Here is a 19,967-nt window from a genome sequence, read left to right as displayed (position 1 = left end):
CCCCGATGCGTCCTGTGCTCCCGACGCGTCCCGTGTTCCCGAGCTTCCTGTGCCCGTACCGCCCGCTTTCGGTGCGCGCTCCGTCACCCATGGCTGCGGTGATCTAGTGGAAAGAGACTCCTCGTGATCAGAACCCTCCTGGTCGCCAACCGCGGCGAGATCGCCTGCCGCGTCTTCCGTACCTGCGCGGAGGCCGGGATCGCCACGGTCGCCGTGTACTCCGATCCGGACGCGGACTCGCTCCACGCGCGCGTGGCGGACACGGCCGTACGGCTGCCGGGGGCCTCGCCCGCCGACACGTATCTGCGCGGCGACCTGATCGTGAAGGCCGCCCTGTCGGCCGGCGCCGACGCCGTGCACCCCGGGTACGGATTCCTGTCGGAGAACGCCGGCTTCGCGCGCGCCGTCCAGGACGCCGGCCTGACCTGGGTCGGGCCGCCGCCCGGAGCCATCGAGGAGATGGCCTCCAAGACCCGCGCCAAGGTGCTGATGGCGGAGGCGGGCGTGCCGCTGCTCACCCCCGTCGACCCGGCCGCCGCGACGGCCGCCGACCTTCCGCTGCTGCTCAAGGCGGCGGCGGGCGGAGGCGGGCGCGGCATGCGCGTGGTACGCGAAGTGGCGGCACTGGAAGCAGAGTTGACGGCCGCCGCTGCCGAGGCGCGGGCTGCCTTCGGGGACGGCGAGGTGTTCGCCGAGCCGTACGTCGAACGGGGCCGGCACGTCGAGGTGCAGATACTCGCCGATGACCACGGCACCGTCTGGGCGCTCGGCACCCGTGACTGCTCCCTCCAGCGCCGCCATCAGAAGGTCATCGAGGAAGCCCCCGCGCCCGCTCTTCCCGACACGCTGCGGACCACCCTCCACGAGGCCGCCACCGCGGCGGCGCGGGCCGTCGGATACCGGGGTGCGGGGACGGTCGAGTTCCTTCTCGACGCGGACGGCCACGCGTACTTCCTGGAGATGAACACCCGCCTCCAGGTCGAACACCCCGTCACGGAGGCGGTGTTCGGCATCGACCTCGTCGCACTCCAGCTCCGTATCGCCGAAGGGGAAGCCCTCCCCGCCGAGCCCCCCGCCCCCACCGGGCACGCGGTGGAGGCCCGCCTCTACGCCGAGGACCCGGCCGCGGGCTGGCAGCCGCAGACCGGACCGCTGCACACCCTGGACGTCCCCCGGGGTCCCGGCCTGCGCCTCGACACCGGGTACGCCGGCGGGGACACCGTCGGCATCCACTACGACCCCATGCTCGCCAAGGTCGTCGCCCACGCGCCGACCCGCCACGAGGCCGTCCGCAAGCTCGCCCACGCACTCGCCCGCGCCCGTGTGCACGGCCCGGTCACCAACCGGGATCTCCTGGTGCGCTCACTGAACCACCCCGACTTCCTCGCCGCGGCGGTGGACACCGGTTTCTACGACCGGCACCTGGACACCCTCACCGCACCCGCCCCCGGCCGGGAACTCGCCGCCGTGGCCGCCGCCCTCGCCGACGCCGCCCGCGGGTCGGGCCGCCACGACCGCTTCGGCGGGGGCTGGCGCAACGTGCCCTCGCAGCCGCAGACCAGGACCTACGGCGACCACGAGGTCCGCTACCGGCGCACCCGCGACGGCTACACGGTCGAGGGCGTCGACGGCCTCGACCGCGTCGTCTCCGCGTCGCCGGACCGCGTGGTGCTCGAAGTGGGCGGGGTACTGCGGCAGTTCGCGGTCGCGGTGCACGGCGGTCAGGTGTACGTGGACACCCCCGACGGCACCCACGCCCTCACCGCCGTCCCGCGCTTCCCCGACCCCACCACCCGCACCGCCCCCGGATCCCTGCTCGCCCCCATGCCAGGGACGGTCGTACGGGTCGCCGAAGGGCTCGCGGAAGGGGACAGGGTCACCGCAGGGCAGCCCCTGCTCTGGCTGGAGGCCATGAAGATGGAGCACAGGATCTCCGCTCCCGCCTCCGGCACGCTCACCGCTCTGCACGCCGCACCCGGCCGCCAGGTCGAGGTCGGCACCCTGCTCGCCGTCGTAGAGGCGGACACCGAAGAACCGGCAGGGCCCGCCGCACCGGCGGACACCGGCACACCGGCAGGTTCCGCCGCCCCTGTGGACACTGCCGTCCCAGCGGACACCGACGCACCGGAGGACTCCCCCGCATGAGCACCGACGTCATCGAGACCCAGGAACACCAGGACCTGCGCGCCGCCGTCGCCGCACTCGGCAAGCGCTACGGGCGCGACTACTTCACCGCCGTGGTCCGCGACGAAGCCCACCCCGACGCCCTGTGGTCCGAGGCGGCCAAGCTCGGCTACCTCGGGGTCAGCCTCCCCGAGGAGTACGGCGGCGGAGGCGGCGGCATCAGCGAACTCGCCATCGTCCTGGAGGAGCTGGGGGCCGCCGGCTGCCCGCTCCTCATGATGGTCGTCTCGCCCGCCATCTGCGGCACCGTCATCGCCCGCTTCGGCACCGAGGCGCAGAAGGCCGCGTGGCTGCCCGGACTCGCCGACGGCAGCCGCACCATGGCCTTCGGCATCACCGAACCCGACGCCGGATCCAACTCCCACCGCATCACCACCACCGCCCGCAGGGCCGACGGGGGCGGCTGGGTGCTCAACGGCCGCAAGGTCTTCATCTCCGGCGTCGACATCGCCGACGCCACCCTCGTCGTCGGCCGCACCGAGGACGCCCGCACCGGCAGCCTCAAGCCCTGCCTGTTCATCGTCGAACGCGACACCCCGGGCTTCCGGCGCTCGCAGATCGACATGGAACTCCAGGCCCCGGAGAAGCAGTTCGAGCTCGTCATCGACGAGGTGCACCTGCCCGCCGACGCGCTGGTCGGCGACGAGGACGCAGGACTGCTCCAGCTGTTCGCCGGACTCAACCCGGAACGCATCATGACCGCCGCGTTCGCCGTCGGCATGGGCCGCTACGCGCTCGCCAGAGCGGTGACGTACGCGAAGGAACGCACGGTCTGGAAGACGCCCATCGGCGCCCACCAGGCCATCGCCCACCCCCTCGCCCAGGCGCACATCGAGCTCGAACTCGCCCGGCTGATGATGCGCAGGGCCGCCGCCCTCTACGACGCCGGCGACGACATGGGCGCAGGCGAGGCCGCCAACATGGCCAAGTACGCGGCGGGGGAGGCCTGCGTGAAGGCGGTCGACCAGGCCGTGCACACCCTGGGCGGCAACGGCCTCACCCGCGAGTACGGACTCGCCTCCCTCATCGTGGCCGCCCGCGTCGCCCGGATCGCCCCGGTCAGCCGGGAGATGATCCTCAACTTCGTCTCCCACCAGTCCCTGGGCCTGCCCAAGTCGTACTAGTTTCATGACCTGCCCCGCCGCGGCACACCCCCGCCCGCGCCCGCCCACCCGCGGACGCGTCGCTGAGGGCGCCGCGCGCGGGGTACAAGACGCGCACGGCAACCCAGTCCCCTACACCGACGGAGCGCCCCGGGCGGCCTCCGGCACGATCCCGCGGCGCGCGCCGCGAGACAGGGAGAGACGACAGTGACACGGCAGGCCCTGGCCCCCACCACCCACGACCGCGGCATCACCACCCTCACCCTGGACACACCGGCCAACCGCAACGCCCTCTCGGCGGCCCTGGTCAGTGAGCTGGCCCGGTCCCTGGACATGTGCGGGAAGGACCCCTCGGTACGGGCGGTGGTGCTCGCGCACACCGGCAACACCTTCAGCGCGGGCGCCGACCTGAAGACCCCGGCCAGTCCGTACGCCTTCGTGGCTCTGCTGCGGCAGATCGCCGAACTGCCCAAGCCCGTCCTCGCCCGCGTCGAGGGGCACGCGCGGGCGGGCGGGCTCGGCCTGCTCGGGGTGTGCGACCTGGCGTTCGCCACGCTCGACTCCGACTTCGCCTTCTCGGAGGTACGGATCGGGGTGGCGCCCGCCGTCATCTCGATCCCGCTGCTGACCCGGCTGGAACCGCGCGCCGCGTCCCGTTACTTCCTCACCGGGGAGGTGTTCGGCGGGGCGCGGGCCCGTGAGATCGGTCTGCTGACCGAGGCCGCCCCGGACGTGGACGCCGTACTCGACCCCGTACTGGACGCGTTGCGGAGGGCTTCCCCGCAGGGCCTCGCGGAATCGAAACGGCTGCTGACAGCCGGAATGCGGGACGCCTTCGACCGCGATGCGGAAGATTTGGTACAACGCTCGGCAGCGCTGTTCGCGTCCGCCGAGGCGCGCGAGGGCGTGACCGCGCACCTCGAACGACGGGACCCCGCATGGCAACTGTGACCGCCCCCAAACAGGACCGCAGCCGCGCCACCCGTCAGCGCCTTTTGGAGGCCGCCGTGGCCTGCCTCGCCGAGCGCGGCTGGGCGGGCTCCACGGTGTCGGTCGTGGCGGAGCGGGCCGGGGTGTCGCGCGGGGCGGCCCAGCACCACTTCCCGACCCGCGAGGACCTCTTCACCGCCGCGGTCGAGTACGTGGCGGAGGAGCGGTCCACCGCGCTGCGGGCGCTGCCGGGGCACCACGTCGGGGCGGTCGTCCGGGCGGTCGTCGACCTGTACACCGGGCCCCTGTTCCGGGCGGCCCTGCACCTGTGGGTGGCGGCGTCCAACGAGGAGCAGCTGCACGCGCGCGTGACGGAGCTGGAGGCGAGGGTGGGCCGCGAGACCCACCGGATAGCCGTCGAGCTGCTGCACGCGGACGAGTCGCGCCCCGGCGTGCGGGAGATCGTCCAGGGCTTCCTGGACATGGCGCGCGGCCTGGGCCTGGCCAACCTGCTGACGGACGACGCCGCCCGCAGGGACCGGGTGGTCGCGCAGTGGGCGCTTCTGCTGGAGAGCGCCCTCAAACCCTGAGGTCTCGGAATCCGGAGCCCGAGCCTTTGAGCCCGGAGCCCTGAGGGCCTGAGCCCGAGCCTTTGAGCCCGGAGCCCGGGCCTTTGAGCCCGGAGCCCGGAGGGCCTGAGTCCGGAGCCCGAAGCCCCGAGCCCGGGCCCCTGACCTGCCGCCCGGCCGCCCGCGCGCCGCTGCGGGGGACTCAGCCCGTGATGTCCTCGAAGCCCGAGACCTCGCGCGGGTTCCGGGTGCCCGGACCCACGTAGCGGGCCGAGGGGCGGACCAGACGGCCGGTGCGCTTCTGCTCCAGGATGTGCGCCGACCAGCCCGCCGTACGCGCGCAGGTGAACATCGACGTGAACATGTGCGCCGGGACCTCCGCGAAGTCCAGCACGATGGCCGCCCAGAACTCGACGTTGGTGGCCAGCACCCGGTCGGGGCGGCGGGCGTGCAGCTCCTCCAGGGCGGCCTTCTCCAGGGCCTCGGCGACCTCGAAGCGCGGCGCGGCCAGCTCCTTGGCGGTACGGCGCAGGACACGGGCGCGCGGGTCCTCCGCCCGGTACACACGGTGGCCGAAGCCCATCAGGCGCTCACCCTTGTCCAGGGCCTGGCGCACGTACGCGCGCGCGTCCCCGGTGCGCTCGATCTCCTCGATCATGCCGAGGACGCGGGACGGGGCGCCGCCGTGCAGCGGGCCGGACATGGCGCCCACCGCTCCGGACAGCGCGGCCGCCACGTCGGCGCCGGTGGAGGCGATGACGCGGGCGGTGAAGGTGGAGGCGTTCATGCCGTGCTCGGCCGCCGACGTCCAGTAGGCGTCGACCGCCTTGACGTGCTTGGGGTCCGGCTCGCCGCGCCAGCGGATCATGAAGCGCTCGACGACGGACTCGGCCTTGTCGATCTCGCTCTGCGGCACCATCGGCAGGCCCTGCCCGCGTGCCGACTGGGCGACGTACGACAGCGCCATCACGGCGGCCCGCGCGAGGTCGTCCCTGGCGGTCCGCTCGTCGATGTCGAGCAGCGGTTTCAGACCCCAGACGGGAGCGAGCATCGCCAGCGCCGACTGCACGTCGACCCGGATGTCCCCGGAGTGGACCGGGATCGGGAAGGGCTCGGCCGGCGGCAGACCGGGGTTGAACGCCCCGTCGACCAGCAGGCCCCACACGTTCCCGAAGGAGACATGGCCCACCAGGTCCTCGATGTCGACACCCCGGTAGCGGAGGGCGCCGCCCTCCTTGTCCGGTTCGGCGATCTCCGTTTCGAACGCGACGACTCCCTCGAGTCCGGGTACGAAGTCGGACATCAGGCGGCTCCTCAAGATCTGAACGCATGGTCTGTGCGCAAGCGGCGGGAGGCAGGAACGATACCCCTGCTGTAGGGAAGCGACAGGCTCCCCACCGGGGATTTTGGCGGGTTCAGCCGATGCGGGGAAGCGTGAGAACCGGCACACTCCCCGACTCACTTCGCAGAGGGTTAGCCGGAGTTGAGGGTGGGAAGACTGGCGCTGCGCCGACTGCGGCAGGATGGCCCCGTGCCGAACACACTTCCCACGCCCGATCCGTCCGTCATGCGCGAGCAGTACCGCAGCGAGCCGTTCACCGAGGACTCGCTGGCCGGCGCGCCCATGGAACAGTTCGCCCGCTGGTTCCGCCAGGCCGTCGAGGGCGGTCTGCACGAGCCGAACGCCATGGTCGTCTCCACCGCCACCCCCGAGGGCCGTCCCAGCTCGCGGACGGTGCTGCTGAAGGGGTTCGACGGCGAGGGGTTCGTCTTCTTCACGAACTACCGCTCGCGCAAGGGCGAGGAGCTGGCGGCCAACCCGTACCTCTCGCTGCTCTTCCCCTGGCACCAGATCGCCCGCCAGGTCGTCGTCACCGGCACCGCCGCGCGGATCTCCCGCGCCGAGACGGCCGCCTACTTCCGCACCCGCCCGCACGGCTCGCAGCTCGGCGCCTGGGCCAGCGAACAGTCGCAGGTCATCGGCTCGCGCGACGAACTGACCGACAGTTACGCGAAGTTGGAGGAGCGCTACCCCGAGGGCGAAAAGGTGCCGGTGCCGCCGCACTGGGGCGGCTACCGGGTCGTGCCGGACAGCGTCGAATTCTGGCAGGGCCACGAGAACCGGCTGCACGACCGGCTGCGGTACGTCGACGACGGCGCCGGGGGCTGGACGGTGCAGCGCCTCAACCCGTGAGGGGCAAAAAGGGCCTCGCGGCGCGGGACACCGGGCACGGGACGCGCCGGGCGCGGCACACACCGGGCGCGGCACACACCGGGCGCGGCACACCGGGGAAAGTGCCCCTGACATGCGGAAACCCCGCGGGCTCAGGTCTCCTCCGGGGAGGAGGCCGGCCGGACATACCGGCGAGCCCGCGGGGCGGTGACTGCTGGGGATTGGACCGGCTGCGCCGGTACCGCACCGAGTGCGACGTACGGGCAACTAGCCCGCAGCCACCTCACGAGTCCGGAAAGAAATCACTTCCGAATCACCTCCTTTCAGCGTGGGAGACACACTAGAAGCGCCGCCGGAGCGCTTCAACCGAATTAACGGCGTGCGTCGATTTCCTGGAAAGAGGGTGTGGGCTGCGTCACGTTCGAGTTCAATGACCGGACGTGCGGCAGGGCGGACAGCAGCACGGACGAACACCTGCGGGGGTGCCGGATGAGTGCTTCTCCGATCAGTGGGACCACCGGTCCCGAACGGGAGTCGGTGCCGGAGGCCGGGCCGGAATCCGGACGGGAATCCGGCCCGGAGCCGGGGCCTGATCCCGGCCCCGGGGCGGGCGGGGAGCTGCTCGCCGCGCTCCTGGACGGGATGGAAGCCGCCCTCTGCGCCTTCGACGCCGACGGCACCGTCACCCACTGGAACCGCGAGGCCGAGCGCATCCTCGGCTGGAGCGCCCGCGACGCCGTGGGGCGGCGCGGCCTCGGCGGCTGGGCGCTGCGCAGCGCCGACGCGGACGAGGTCCAGGAGCGGCTGCGGTCCGTGCTGCGAGGCGGTGGCCGGCAGGTCCACGAGTTCGCGCTGCTGCGCAAGGACGGCAGCCGGGTACTCGTCCGCATGCAGTCCGCGGCGGTGACCGGCGCCGACGGGAAACCGGCCGGGATCTACGGCGCATTCGGCGAGGTGCACGCCCAGATCGACCTGGAGCGGGCCATCGCGCTCAGCGAGGTCCTGTTCGAGGACGCGTCGTGGGGGGTGGTCCTGCTCGACGTCGACCTGCGGCCCACCGTCGTCAACGTGCACGCCGCCAGGGCGCTGGGCGGCAGCCGTACGACCCTCCTGGGCCGCCCGCTGGGCGACACCGTCGTCCAGGGCGCCGAGGAACTCCAGGGCGCCCTCCAGCACGTGCTGGCCGAGGGAACCCCGCCCGCCCCCGTCGACCTCTGGGTGACGGTGCGCACTGCGGAGGGCGAACGGCGGCGCTGCTGGCGCAGCGGCTTCCTGCGGCTCACCTCGCCCCTCGCCCAGGAACCGGTGCCGCTGGGCGTCGGCTGGATCTTCCAGGACGTCACCGAGGCGAAGACGGGCGAACAGGAGGCCGCCCGACTCCGCTTCCGCGCCAACCAGCTGCACAGGGCGGCCAGGGCCGCCGCCGAGTGCGAGGACCCGATGGAGGCCGCGGCCGCCCACCTCGACTTCGGGCTCGCCGGGTTCGCCGACCACGCCCTGATCGACGTACTGGCCGGCACCGGGCTGGTGCGCGCCGCGGCCTCGCCCGCGGGCGAGCCGGGCCCCTGCACCCCCGCGGACCCGCAGGCGGGCATCCCCGTGCGGTACGGCGAGGGCCACCCCGCCCTCCAGGCGCTGGACCGGACGGGCGCGGTCCGGGCGAGCGCGGGCACCAGGGCGGACGCCGCAGCGTGGGCGGCCGAGCGGCAGTGGCCGCGGGAGACCGTGCACGCCCTGTGCATGGTGCTGCGCAGCCGGGGCCGCACGCTGGGCACGGTCACCTTCCTGCGCGGCCCGGGCCGCCCGGCCTTCGAACGGCCCGACGCGACGTACGCGGAGAGCATCGCGTTACGGGTGGCGGCGGCGGTGGACCTGGCGCGGCTGCCCGGGCAGGCGCCCTGACGGCCGGTGCGCTTGGGGCCGCGTGCACGACGGGGTCCCCAGATGTCCGGTGGCCGCCTCGGGCGCCGGTCCGCGGGCCGGTCAGTGCCGGAAACGGGCCCGTCAGTGCCGGAAGAAGATCCGGTCGCCGTACTCGGTCATCACCCGGCCGTTCCACTCGTGCCCGCCGTCCACGTTCCCCGAGCGCAGCAGCGGCGGCTCGATGCCCCGCCGTGCCAGCTCGCCCGCCGCGGTCGCCATGACCGCCTGCATGAGGGCCGAGGTGACCACGGTCGATGCCGGGGCGAAGGGGGCGTCGATGCCGTCCGCCGTGAGCTCCGCGTCCCCCACGGCGATCTTGCTGTCGAGCACGATGTCGCAGTGGTCCTTGAGGAAGGTGCCGGACTTGTGCCGGGAGCGGGTGTCCCGGGCGTACGCCACGGAGGTCACGCCGATGACCTTCAGGCCGAGGGCGCGGGCGTTCATCGCCATCTCCACCGGGAGCGCGTTGCGCCCCGACAGGGAGACCACCACGAGGACGTCGCCGGACGTGGCCGGGCTGCTGTCCAGGACCGCGCCCGCGAGACCGTCCACCCGCTCCAGGGCGGAGCCGAGGGTGGCCGGCATGACGTCGACGCCGACGACGCCGGGGACCGCGAGCAGGTTCATCAGGGCGAGTCCGCCCGCCCGGTAGACGACGTCCTGGGCGGCGAGCGAGGAGTGGCCGGCGCCGAAGGCGAAGAGCCGGCCCCCGGCGGCGACGGTGTCGGCCATGGCGGTGCCCGCGGCGCTGATGTTCTCCTTCTCCTCGTCCCGTACCCGGTGCAGCAGGCCGATGGCGGCGTCGAAGAACTGATCGGCCAGCTTGTTCTCGCTCATCGCTGAAGGGCCTTTCCCAGGGGTGACGAACCGAGGCGGCGTCCGCGCCGGGATCACGTTGCGGTCTGGACCAGTGGGCTGTCAATACGGTGTGAGCCGGGCGCGGCACGGTTGTCGGTGCGATGCGTCAGAATTGGAACCGGGCCGGGGCGTCCCGCGGAATCCCGCCGGACACCGCCAGCGCACGACGATTTTCTGTCACAGCATCGAGGGGCACACATGTCCGGACTGATCGACACCACGGAGATGTATCTCCGCACCATCCTCGAGCTCGAGGAGGAGGGCGTCGTCCCCATGCGCGCCCGTATCGCCGAGCGACTGGACCAGAGCGGGCCCACGGTCAGCCAGACGGTGGCGCGCATGGAGCGCGACGGCCTGGTGACGGTGGCGGGCGACCGCCACCTGGAGTTCACCGAGGAGGGCCGCAGGCTGGCCACGCGCGTGATGCGCAAGCACCGCCTCGCCGAGTGCCTGCTCGTCGACGTGATCGGCCTGGAGTGGGAGCAGGTGCACGCGGAGGCGTGCCGCTGGGAGCACGTGATGAGCGAGGCGGTGGAGCGCCGGGTGCTCGAACTGCTCCGCCACCCCACCGAGTCCCCGTACGGCAACCCGATCCCCGGTCTGGAGGAGCTGGGCGAGAAGTCCGAGGCGGACCCCTTCCTCAACGAGGGCATGGTCAGCCTCAGCGAGCTCTCGCCGGGCCCCGACGGCAAGACGGTGGTGGTACGGCGGATCGGCGAGCCCATCCAGACCGACGCCCAGCTGATGTACACGCTGCGCCGCGCGGGCGTGCAGCCCGGTTCGGTGGTCAGCGTGACCGAGTCGCCCGGCGGGGTGCTGGTCGGCAGCAGCGGCGAGGCCGCCGAGTTGGACGCGGAGACGGCTTCCCACGTCTTCGTCGCCAAGCGGTAGCCGGACGCGGCCGGCAAGGGAGCGGAAGCGGTGGCCGCGCGGCAGCCGGGCGGTTGCCCGGTGGCAGCCGCGTGGCAGCCGCGCGGTGGTCGCGTGGTGGCGGCCCACCGGGCCGCCCGCCGGTGCACCGCAAGGTCAACCTTGCTGGATCGGGGGCGAGTTGGGTCCTCTTTTCGTGCCGGAATGGCAGCGGCCGGTCAGATCGCGTGCCACCCTGTGTCTGCGGCACACGAACCGGGGCACACGAGGTGAGTACGGGCTGCCGGCCGGCCCACAGGGCTGCCGGGGAGGAGGCGGGGATGCGGAACCCGTCGTACGTGCGGCCCGTACCGCGCGCACCGCACAGGCCGCCGCAGACGTCGATGCGCGCACCGTACAGGCCGCCGCAGACGTCGATGCGCGTGCCGTCGCACCGGCCGCCGTGCGCGCACCGGCTCGCGCCGTGCGCCTCCCGGTGTGCGCTGAGCGCGTACCGGCTCCTGCTGAGTGCCTCCGGGCCCGTGCCGCGCACTTCCCGCCCCGCGCCGTGCGGGTACCGGCTCCTGCCGAGTGCCCCCGGGCCCGCGCCGCGCACTTCCGGGCCGGCGCCGCGCACCTCCCGCCCCGCCCCGTGCACCTCCCGGCACAAGGAGGGCCCCGGCGCCCTGAGGCGCCGGGGCCTGTCCTCCCCTGCGTCGACCTGGAGCCCCGAGCTCCCTAGGTCGACCCCCGCGGACCGTCTTCCCCGAGCGGCCCGCCTCCCGCAGAAGATCTCCCCTCGGCAGCGCGAGCCAATCCTTGAGCCCTGTCACTCGAAAGAGGGGTCTTGCATGGTGAACCCGTATTTTCGAATGCGAGTTCGATAGCGTGGCGGGGTAGGCAACGACGACCGCCCGGAAGCCGAAGAGACCCGGAAGCCGAAGAGCCGGACGAAGAAGGGGGTGCCAGGCCATATGGTGCGGCGCATCGACGTGACCGGAGCCGACGGCGTACGCCTCGCCGCCTGGGAGTTCGCCGACCCGCCCAAGGCCGGCGCCGATCCGGGGCGGCCCCCCGCGGTCCTTCTGCTGCACGGGCTGATGGGCCGTTCCGCGCACTGGGCGGACACCGCCCGCTGGCTCTCCGGGCGGCACCGGGCGGTGGCCCTGGACCAGCGCGGCCACGGCCGCAGCGAGAAACCGGCCGAGGGCCCGTACACCCGCGAGGCGTACGTCGCCGACGCCGAGGCCGCGGTGGAGCAGCTGGGCCTGGGCCCGGTGACCCTGATCGGCCACTCGATGGGCGCCCTCACCGCCTGGCAGCTCGCCGCCAAGAGGCCCGACCTGGTCCGTGCGCTGGTCGTCTGCGACATGCGCGCCTCGGCCCTCGGGGCCGCCTCCCAGCGGGAGTGGGAGGACTGGTTCAAGGCCTGGCCGGTGCCGTTCGCGCGGCTCGCGGACGTACGGAAGTGGTTCGGCGAGGACGACCCCTGGGTGGAGCGGCCGAGCCCCGCGCGGGGCGAGTTCTTCGCCGAGGTGATGGCGGAGCGTGCGGACGGCTGGCGGCCGGTCTTCTCGCGCCGTCAGATGCTGATGTCCCGGGCGACGTGGGTCTTCGACGCGCACTGGGACGAGCTGTCCCAGGTGCGCTGCCCGACGCTGGTGGTGCGCGGCCTGGACGGCGAGCTCGGGCGGGCCGAGGCCCAGGAGATGGTCCGCGTCCTGCCGCAGGGCCGCTACGCGGAGGTCCAGGACGCCGGGCACCTGGTCCACTACGACCAGCCCGAGGGCTGGCGCACCGCCATCGAACCCTTCCTGGAGGAAACCAGCGACCTCGCCCCCACCGTCACCTGAGCCGGGTCCCTGTGGCGGCTGGACCCGCCCGCACCGGCACCTGAGCCCGCCCGCACCGGTACCTGGACCCGCCCGCACCGGCACCTGAGCCCGCCCGCTCCCGCACGCCCACCAGGACGTGCGGGAGGGATGCCCACCACCGGCCCCGCCGACTCGGCCCCACCACCGGCCCCGCCGGACTCGGCCCCACCCCGGGCCCCGCCGGCTCGGCGCAGCCCCGGGCCTGCCGCCTCAGCCCTTGCTGACCGCCGCCAGGATCTCCGGCAGCCGCCGCGCCACCAGGGGTGCCGCCACCTTCATTCCCGCCCAGCCCACCAGCACCCCGTACACCACGCCCACCGGCAGCAGCAGCCATGTCGCGCCGTCGCTCAGGTGCAGCCAGACCGTCAGGGCGATCAGCGGTGCACAGGTCACCACCGACACCACCAGCCCCGCCAGCAGCGACATCCACGCGAGCGACCCCTGGCCCGCCGACACGTTCTTGTGCGTACTGTCCTGCGGGACCGAGTAGGGGAACTTGGCCGAGGCCACCATGCCCGCCGCCAGCATCGCCCCCAGCAGGGCCAGCGACATGCCCAGCACCTCGGGCAGCGACTTCCAGTCACCGACGACCGCCGTCGTCACGACCACCACCAGCACGGTGTACGGAACGGTGATGACCAGCAGCGCCAGCATCCGCGCCCACAGCTCCTCGAACGCGTCCCGCGCCGACGAGACGGTCAGGGCGACCATCCAGAACGCCGAGGTGTCCGCACCGAACTGGTTGAAGGTCAGCATCCCGAGCATCGCCGTCGCGATGCACGCGAAGTACACCGACCCGGTCCCCTGGAGCGCGTTGAACACCGGCACGATCAGCCCGATCGCCAGCGAGGAGACCCACGGTCCCTTCGTCTTCGGGTCGCGCCAGATGTAGCGCAGCACCCGCTGCGCGGTGGCCGCCGTCCGTCCGTCCGGCAGCAGCCGCGACAGCAGCCCCGCCTTGGACTCCTTGCGCGCCGGGCCCGAGGACGACTGGAGGGTCGAACCGTCCGGCGCCGTCATCAGTTTGACCAGACCGCGCTCCCACGACCACAGGAGCCACCCCAGCAGGGCGAGGGCGAGCAGCAGCTGGAGCGCCACCCGGCCGTACGCGCCCTCGCTCGCCGAGTGCACCGCACCGAGCGCCGACGCGGGCGGCAGCCACCGCACCACGTCGGCCACCGGGTCGAGCACGTCCAGGCTGCCGCCGGTGCGCGACAGCCGCTGCCAGCCGAAGTTCACGAACTGGATGCCCACCGCGATGACCAGCCCGCTGAGCACCGCCAGATCACGGCCGCGCCGGCTGGTCAGCAGCCGTACGTTGGCCGTCGCGACGGTACGGGCCAGCGCCACGCACGTCAGGACGGTCAGCGGCGCCGCCAGCACCGCCACCGCGGCACCCGCGGCCCCGTGCGCCACGGCGATCGCACAGCCCACCACCAGGCAGACCGTGAACAGCGGCCCTATACCCACCAGGGAAGCTGCGAGCAGCGCCCGCACCAGCGGCCTCGGCCGCAACGGCAGCATCACCAGCCGGGAGGCGTCCAGCGTCTCGTCGCCGCTCGGGAAGAACAGCGGCATGAACGTCCAGCCGCACGCGAGCACCAGCGTCAGCAGCAGTGTCACCGTCGGCGCCGCGGCCACCCCGCGCAGCATGACAAGACCGAACAGCTGGAGCGCCGAGAAGAGCACCACCAGCACCCCGGTGGTGATGAACGCGGCCTTGCGCCCGGACGACTGCCGCAGCCCGTTCTTCAGCAGCGCGAGCTTGAGCGAGACGAACAGCGGGGTCAGCCCCGCCGAAACGGCACCGGGACCTGCGTCCGCACCCGCCCCGCGGGCGGACTCGTCGACCACCACACTCATCGCGAGACACCGCCCCCGGCGCCGGGCTCGGAGCCCGACTCCGTGCCGCGCCCCGTGCCGGACCCCGCACCGCGCTCCGTGCCGGGCCCCGCACCGAGCCCCGATTCCCCGGCCTCCGCCCCCGCACCGGCAATCGAGGCCGCGGGCGTTCCGCCGCCCCCGCCCAGCCAGTCCAGGCTCTCGCCCGCGTTCCGTCCCTGCGCGCCTACCAGTTCCAGGAACGCGCTCTGCAGGGTCGGCGCGTCACCGCGCACCTCGGCCAGCGTGCCCTGGGCGCGGATGCGGCCCGCGGCCATCACGGCCACCCAGTCGCACAGCGACTCCACCAGCTCCATCACATGGCTGGAGAAGATCACCGTCGCACCGGACGCCGTGTACCGCTCCAGAACACCCCTGATGGTCTGCGCGGACACCGGGTCGACGCCCTCGAACGGCTCGTCCAGGAACAGCACCTGAGGGTTGTGCAGCAGCGCGGCTGCCAGCCCGATCTTCTTGCGCATACCGGTCGAGTAGTCGACCACCAGCTTGTGCTGCGATCCGGCCAGATCCAGTACGTCCAGCAGCTGGGTGGCCCGCTTGTCCACCTCGGCGCCCGGCAGCCCGCGCAACCGGCCGCTGTAGGCCAGCAGTTCGCGCCCGGACAGCCGCTCGAAGAGCCGCAGCCCCTCCGGCAGCACGCCGATCCGGGACTTGACCTGCACCGGGTCGCGCCACACGTCGTGACCGCCGATCTCGACGGTGCCCTGGTCGGGCCGGAGCAGGCCCGTCACCATCGACAGCGTCGTGGTCTTCCCCGCGCCGTTCGGCCCGACCAGCCCGATGAACTTCCCCGCGGGCAGTTCGAGATCGATTCCGGCCACGGCCACCTGCTCGCCGAACCGCTTCCACAAGCCCTGAACACGTACCGCGGCGGGCGGCGCCGACTGCGCTCCGCCCGCCTTTTCGAATGCCTGGTCGGGCATGCCGTTGCCTTTCGTGGTCCCCGTGATACGGGTTCCACCCTAGGGCTTGCCCGGTCCGCCGACCCGGGTGCGCGTGCCCCGGACCGCGTACGGCACCGCCCGGACCGCGTACGGCACCGCCCGTCCCGCGCGGTCAACGCGGCATCCACGGACCCGCCGGCTACCCCCGGGCGCGCCCCCGGGCCGCCGCCGCCTCGCGGCCGCAGGCGTACGCGAGCGGATTGATCAGCTCCTCCGCGTCCGGCAGCCAGCGGTTGGCGGGGGTGGGGCGGCGGGCCCACTGCACGGCGCCCATGCCGCCCATCCGGGTGGGCGGGCCCGCCACGTAGTCGCCCTCGCCCCGGGCGATCAGGTCCAGTGTGCTGGGAACCCAGCCCAACTTCCGTACCAGATCAGGGATCTTGGCGCCCGCGCCCGGCAGGACGAAGAAGAGCAGCCTGCGGTCCGGGGTGCTGGTCACCGGGCCGAGGGTGAGTTCCATGCGCTCCATCCGGGCCAGCGCGAGGAAACCGGCGGTCTCGGGCACGTCGATCGCGTCGAAGGTGCGGCCCGTGGGCAGCAGGATCGAGGCCTTCGGGTTCTTCTGCCACATCCTGCGCGCAGCCACCGCACTGCCCGTCGCCTGCGTCGCCCAGTCGCCCTTCGCCGGGTGCGCACCGGGAGCCGCGCAGGCCAGGTCGCCGCACGAGCAGCGCTCCATCCCCTCCTCGGCCTCCAGCCAGGTGCCGGGGACCACGTCCCAGTGCCGTTCTTCCGCGTACCGCACGGCGCTGTCCAGCAGTTGATCACCGCGCTGCTGAGGGATCTGGGCTGCGTCGACGTCCGTGACTCCGATGGTCTCTTCCACGCCCCACTCAACTGCGCGCACCACCTCCGGTTACGGGCGCGGTCGCGCGGGAGATGGCGCATCGATCCTGCATGCGGGGCGCATGGGTGCACGGGCGGGGGCGCGCAGGTGGGTCCGTGGCCAAGAGCGGGAAGTCACAAAAGAGGAAGCCCGGAAGTACCGGCCAATACCTCCGACTTCCGGAATCAACTGTCATCTACCGGCATCTGTCGTCATGTATACGCATGACTCGCATTCTTTGCATATCCGCAGGGCAGTGATCTCCGCACGGAACCCGCAGGGGTCCCGGTCGAGTTCACCCGCGCCCGCACCAGGGGGTACACATGGCAGCCAGGCCGCTCATCGCCCGTCAGCCGAACGAACGTCTCCAGGCGCTCATCCAGGAAGCCGGCTGCTCCAACGCCGGACTGGCCCGACGGGTCAACATGTGCGGCGCCGAGCACGGGCTCGATCTCCGTTACGACAAGACGTCCGTCGCGCGGTGGCTGCGCGGTCAGCAGCCCAGGGGCCGCGCCCCCGGCATCATCGCCGAGGCGCTGGGCCGCAAGCTGGGCCGCACCGTCACCATCGACGAGATCGGCATGGCCAACGGCAAGAACCTGGCCTCCGGCATCGGCCTCCAGTTCTCGCCCACCGTGCTCGGTGCGATCGAGCAGGTCTGCGAGCTGTGGCGCAGCGACGTGGGCCGGCGGGACTTCCTGTCGGGGTCCTCGGTGGCGTCCTCGGCACTGGTGGAGCCGAGCAGGGACTGGCTGATCACCGGCGCCGACCACCAGGTGGCGCGTACGGCGGGGTCCCGGGTCGGGGCGAGTGACGTCGCGGCGGTCCGGGCGACGACGGACGCGCTGGTGACGCTGGACCACAAGTTCGGCAGCGGACACGTGCGCCCGATCGTCGTGCACTACCTCAACAGCGTGGTCTCCGGCCTGCTCTCGGGCTCCTACCGGGAGGCCACCGGACGCGAACTCTTCGCCGCCGTCGCCCGCTTGACGGAGCTGGCCGGATACATGGCGGTCGACACGGGCCAGCCGGGACTCGCCCAGCGCTACTACATCCAGGCCCTGCGGCTGGCCCAGGCGGCCGGGGACCGCGGCTACGGCGGCTACGTCCTGGCCGCCTCCATGAGCCATCTGGCGGCCCAGCTCGGGAACCCCCGGGAGATCGCCCAGCTGGCGAGGGCCGCCCAGGAGGGCGCACGGGGGCGGGTCACGCCCCGGACGGAGGCCATGTTCTACGCGGCCGAGGCGCGCGGGCACGCCCTGCTCGGCGATGAACGGACCTGCGCCGCGGTGGCGTCGAGGGCGCTGTCGGCGCTGGAGCGGGCGCACGACGCGGGGGACTCGGGGGACGACCCGTTTTGGATCGCCCACTTCGACCAGGCGTATCTGGCAGACGAGTTGGCTCATTGTCACCGTGACCTCGGGCAGGCGGACGCGGCGGCCCGCCGGGCCCAGGAGAGCGTGCAGGGCCACCCCGACGGCAAGGTGCGCCGCCGCGCCATCGGCCTCGTACTGCTGGCCACCGCGCAGGTGCAGCAACGGGAGATCGAGCACGCCTGCCACACCGGCACGCGCGCGGTGGAGCTCCTCTCCACGCTGCGGTCGAACCGGGGAGCGGAGTACCTGGAGGACTTCCAGCAGCGCCTGGAGCCCTACCGGGACGAGCCTTCGGTACGCGAGTTCGGCGCCAGGATGGAGTTGCAGGCGGCCTGAGGCACCCCGCGCCGTCCCTCCTGTCCCGCCGCCCCGGCCGAGGTGGCGGGAGGGGCGGGACGCGACGCGAAGTCCGTCACGGACGCGGGGGGCGCGCAGCCCGCCGCGCGGCGTCAACAGGGAGCCCATACCAGCGTCAACGTGCGGTGATGCGTTACAGCCGAGGGGTCCGCACCTCGGGGCGTTGACCAGCGATCATGGGTACGTGGCACAGGGACCGGCTCACCCGGTAGCGTGAAGCGGTGATTCCGTCCCTCGCCGTCATGGCGAGGACCCCCTAGGCCCGATGGCAGGAGCCCCCCGTTGACGCAGAGCGAACAGGGTGATGAGCCGCAGCATCCCGCTGGCCGCCCCGCACACGAGGGCGCGGGACTGCCCCCGGCCCACCCGCAGTACGCGCAGGCACTGCCCCCGCAGCAGCCGCCGTGGCCGGCCGCACCCGGTCAGGCGGCCGGCCAGGTGACGCCGCCCCAGGGTCAGAGCTGGGACCAGCCGTGGGGCCCGGCGGCCCAACAGCCGGGCGCACAGCAGCAGATGACGGGGCACCAGGAGTCCCGGGGCGGAAACTTCGCGGCACCGCAGCCGCAGGCGCACCAGCAGTCCCAGGGCGGAAACTACGCGACCCCGATGCCGCAGACGCAGCAGTCGCAGGGCGGGAACTTTGCGGCACCTCAGCCGCAGACGCAGCAGCAGTCACCGCCCATGCCGATGCCGCCGCAGATGCAGATGCCGCAGGCACAGGTGTCACAGGCGCAGATGCAGCCTCAGATGCCCCAGCAGCCGCAGGCCCCCCAGCACTCGCAGCACTCCCAGCCCTCCTGGGACATGCCCGCCGCAGCGGGTGGTGACGCGGACGCCACCCAGTTCATACCGCCCGTCGTGCAGGGCCCCGGCGCCCTGCCGCCGGAGAACCCGGTCGCCCCGGTGGCCGCCACCGGCTCCGTCCCCACCGGCTCCGTCCCCACCGGTCCCGCGCCCACCGGGCCCGTGGACGGCACCGCCTTCCTCGGACAGCAGGCGCTGCGGCCGCCCGCCGGTTCGGACGCGGACGCCACCCAGTACCTGCCGCCGGTGCCGGCCGGGGCCGCGTACGCCGCCCGCCCCGAGGTCCCCCTGCAGCCGGGGGCGCCGGGAGAGCGGCAGCCGCCCGCCGAGTTCGACAGCCTGTTCCGCACGCAGGCCCCGCAGGCCGCCGAGGCGCCCGACGCCCCGTCCGCCACGCAGCAGATGCCGCGCTTCCTGCCGCCCCGCCAGCAGGAGGCGGAGCAGGAGGAGGCGCGCTACCAGCAGTTCCAGCAGCCCGGTCCCGGCGCGGGCCCCGGGCCCCGGCGGCGCAAGGTCGGCGCGGTGCCGATGATCGCGGCCGTCGTGGTGGGCTGCTCGGTGATCGGACTGGGCATCGGGGCGCTGCTGAACTTCGGCGGCGACGACACCAAGACCAAGGGCGACGACACCAAAACCGTCGCCTCGGGGAGCTCGCTGCCCGCGCAGCAGCCCGCCGGGCAGGACGCCGACCCGGCGAAGGCGCAGGCCGTCGCACTGGACAAGCTGCTCGCGGACAGCAACGACAGCCGCGAACAGGTGATCAACGCGGTCGCCGCCATCAGCCGCTGCGACAGCCTGCCCAAGGCCGCCACCGACCTGCGCGCCGCCGCCGAACAGCGGCGCGGCCTGGTGACCCGCCTCCAGACACTCAAGGTCGACAAACTGGACGGCCACGCGTCGCTCACCGCCTCGCTGAACACGGCCTGGCAGGCATCGGCCGCCGCGGACGACCACTACGCGGCCTGGGCCGACAGGGTCGCCGGCGACCCGAAGAAGTTCTGCTCCAAGGGCAGGGCGAAGGCGACCGGCGAGCGCCGCCTGGGCGACCGCGAGAGCGGCAACGCGTCCCGGGCGAAGAAGGCCGCCGTGGACCCGTGGAACGAGATCGCCGCCAAGTACGGCCTCACCAAGCACCAGCCGACGGAGCTCTGAGCCGCCCGCCCGCCCATGGGGCTCTGAGCCGCCGGCCCGCCCATGGGGCCCTGAGCCGCCGGCCCGTGGAGCTCCGAGCCGCCCGCACCCGGCAGAGGGACGCGTCCTCAGGCGGCGTGCGGCGGCCGCCGGCGGGGCACAGT

14 protein-coding genes and 1 pseudogene are annotated in these 19,967 nt (G+C 73.3%); 10 read left to right on the top strand and 5 right to left on the bottom strand.

From position 1 onward, the window contains the following. Positions 1-123: 123 nt before the first annotated feature. The 4 genes from ACFWVV_RS32300 to ACFWVV_RS32285 all read left to right on the top strand — a co-directional run bounded on the left by ACFWVV_RS32300 (position 124) and on the right by ACFWVV_RS32285 (position 4,807). Positions 124-2,145, top strand: a complete 2,022-nt coding sequence (locus ACFWVV_RS32300; protein WP_384342306.1) for a biotin carboxylase N-terminal domain-containing protein — start codon at positions 124-126, stop codon at positions 2,143-2,145. Continuing rightward, on the top strand, positions 2,142-3,308 hold the full coding sequence (locus ACFWVV_RS32295; protein ID WP_384342308.1) for an acyl-CoA dehydrogenase family protein: 1,167 nt from the start codon (positions 2,142-2,144) through the stop codon (positions 3,306-3,308). Before ACFWVV_RS32300 ends, ACFWVV_RS32295 begins: the two co-directional genes overlap by 4 nt. Before the next feature lie 186 nt (positions 3,309-3,494). After that, positions 3,495-4,238 (top strand): enoyl-CoA hydratase family protein, encoded by a 744-nt coding sequence (locus ACFWVV_RS32290; RefSeq protein WP_384342310.1) that lies wholly within the window; start codon positions 3,495-3,497, stop codon positions 4,236-4,238. After that, on the top strand, positions 4,226-4,807 hold the full coding sequence (locus ACFWVV_RS32285; RefSeq protein ID WP_384342312.1) for a TetR/AcrR family transcriptional regulator: 582 nt from the start codon (positions 4,226-4,228) through the stop codon (positions 4,805-4,807). The genes ACFWVV_RS32290 and ACFWVV_RS32285 overlap by 13 nt, the downstream gene beginning before the upstream one ends. 181 nt (positions 4,808-4,988) lie before the next feature. On the opposite strand, the gene ACFWVV_RS32280 is transcribed toward ACFWVV_RS32285, so the two are convergent. Beyond that, on the bottom strand, positions 4,989-6,089 hold the full coding sequence (locus tag ACFWVV_RS32280) for a citrate synthase 2 (RefSeq protein ID WP_384342314.1): 1,101 nt from the start codon (positions 6,087-6,089) through the stop codon (positions 4,989-4,991). 264 nt (positions 6,090-6,353) lie between these two features. On the opposite strand from ACFWVV_RS32280, the gene pdxH reads away from it, so the two are divergent. Both pdxH and ACFWVV_RS32270 read left to right on the top strand, forming a co-directional pair. Further along, positions 6,354-6,980, top strand: coding sequence for a pyridoxamine 5'-phosphate oxidase (gene pdxH, locus ACFWVV_RS32275; protein WP_384342869.1), 627 nt, complete (start codon positions 6,354-6,356; stop codon positions 6,978-6,980). A gap of 468 nt (positions 6,981-7,448) precedes the next feature. Further along, entirely contained in the window at positions 7,449-8,861 is a 1,413-nt protein-coding gene (locus tag ACFWVV_RS32270; RefSeq protein WP_384342315.1) for a PAS domain S-box protein, read from the top strand. A gap of 102 nt (positions 8,862-8,963) precedes the next feature. Here the strand turns inward: ACFWVV_RS32270 and ACFWVV_RS32265 are convergent, their stop codons facing one another. Continuing rightward, positions 8,964-9,719, bottom strand: coding sequence for an SIS domain-containing protein (locus tag ACFWVV_RS32265; RefSeq protein WP_384342317.1), 756 nt, complete (start codon positions 9,717-9,719; stop codon positions 8,964-8,966). 219 nt (positions 9,720-9,938) lie between these two features. On the opposite strand from ACFWVV_RS32265, the gene ACFWVV_RS32260 reads away from it, so the two are divergent. Together ACFWVV_RS32260 and ACFWVV_RS32255 are read left to right on the top strand one after the other, a co-directional pair. Further along, on the top strand, positions 9,939-10,631 hold the full coding sequence (locus ACFWVV_RS32260) for a metal-dependent transcriptional regulator (protein WP_384342318.1): 693 nt from the start codon (positions 9,939-9,941) through the stop codon (positions 10,629-10,631). Between the two features lie 932 nt (positions 10,632-11,563). Further along, the gene (locus ACFWVV_RS32255) at positions 11,564-12,442 is read left to right on the top strand and encodes an alpha/beta fold hydrolase (protein WP_384342871.1); all 879 of its coding nucleotides are present in this window, start codon (positions 11,564-11,566) and stop codon (positions 12,440-12,442) included. A gap of 231 nt (positions 12,443-12,673) precedes the next feature. On the opposite strand, the gene ACFWVV_RS32250 is transcribed toward ACFWVV_RS32255, so the two are convergent. The 3 genes and pseudogenes from ACFWVV_RS32250 to ACFWVV_RS32240 form a co-directional block, all read right to left on the bottom strand. Next, the gene (locus ACFWVV_RS32250) at positions 12,674-14,326 is read right to left on the bottom strand and encodes a transporter (RefSeq protein ID WP_384342320.1); all 1,653 of its coding nucleotides are present in this window, start codon (positions 14,324-14,326) and stop codon (positions 12,674-12,676) included. A 158-nt stretch (positions 14,327-14,484) separates the two neighbouring features. Beyond that, positions 14,485-15,288: pseudogene (locus tag ACFWVV_RS32245) on the bottom strand (ABC transporter ATP-binding protein); the annotation flags it as partial. Between the two features lie 160 nt (positions 15,289-15,448). Further along, positions 15,449-16,135, bottom strand: coding sequence for a bifunctional DNA primase/polymerase (locus ACFWVV_RS32240; RefSeq protein ID WP_384342322.1), 687 nt, complete (start codon positions 16,133-16,135; stop codon positions 15,449-15,451). A 323-nt stretch (positions 16,136-16,458) separates the two neighbouring features. Here ACFWVV_RS32240 and ACFWVV_RS32235 point away from each other — a divergent pair, with 323 nt between their 5' ends. Continuing rightward, positions 16,459-17,847: a transcriptional regulator gene (locus tag ACFWVV_RS32235; RefSeq protein WP_384342324.1), complete on the top strand. Its 1,389-nt coding sequence runs from the start codon at positions 16,459-16,461 to the stop codon at positions 17,845-17,847. Between the two features lie 303 nt (positions 17,848-18,150). Then, positions 18,151-19,824, top strand: a complete 1,674-nt coding sequence (locus tag ACFWVV_RS32230) for a hypothetical protein (RefSeq protein WP_384342326.1) — start codon at positions 18,151-18,153, stop codon at positions 19,822-19,824. Positions 19,825-19,967 lie beyond the last annotated feature (143 nt).

It is taken from the genome of Streptomyces sp. NPDC058663, assembly GCF_042716745.1.
Taxonomy (GTDB): Bacteria; Actinomycetota; Actinomycetes; order Streptomycetales; family Streptomycetaceae; genus Streptomyces.
Note: the sequence above shows the minus strand (reverse complement) of the source record. Positions and strands in the feature narration are given on the sequence as shown.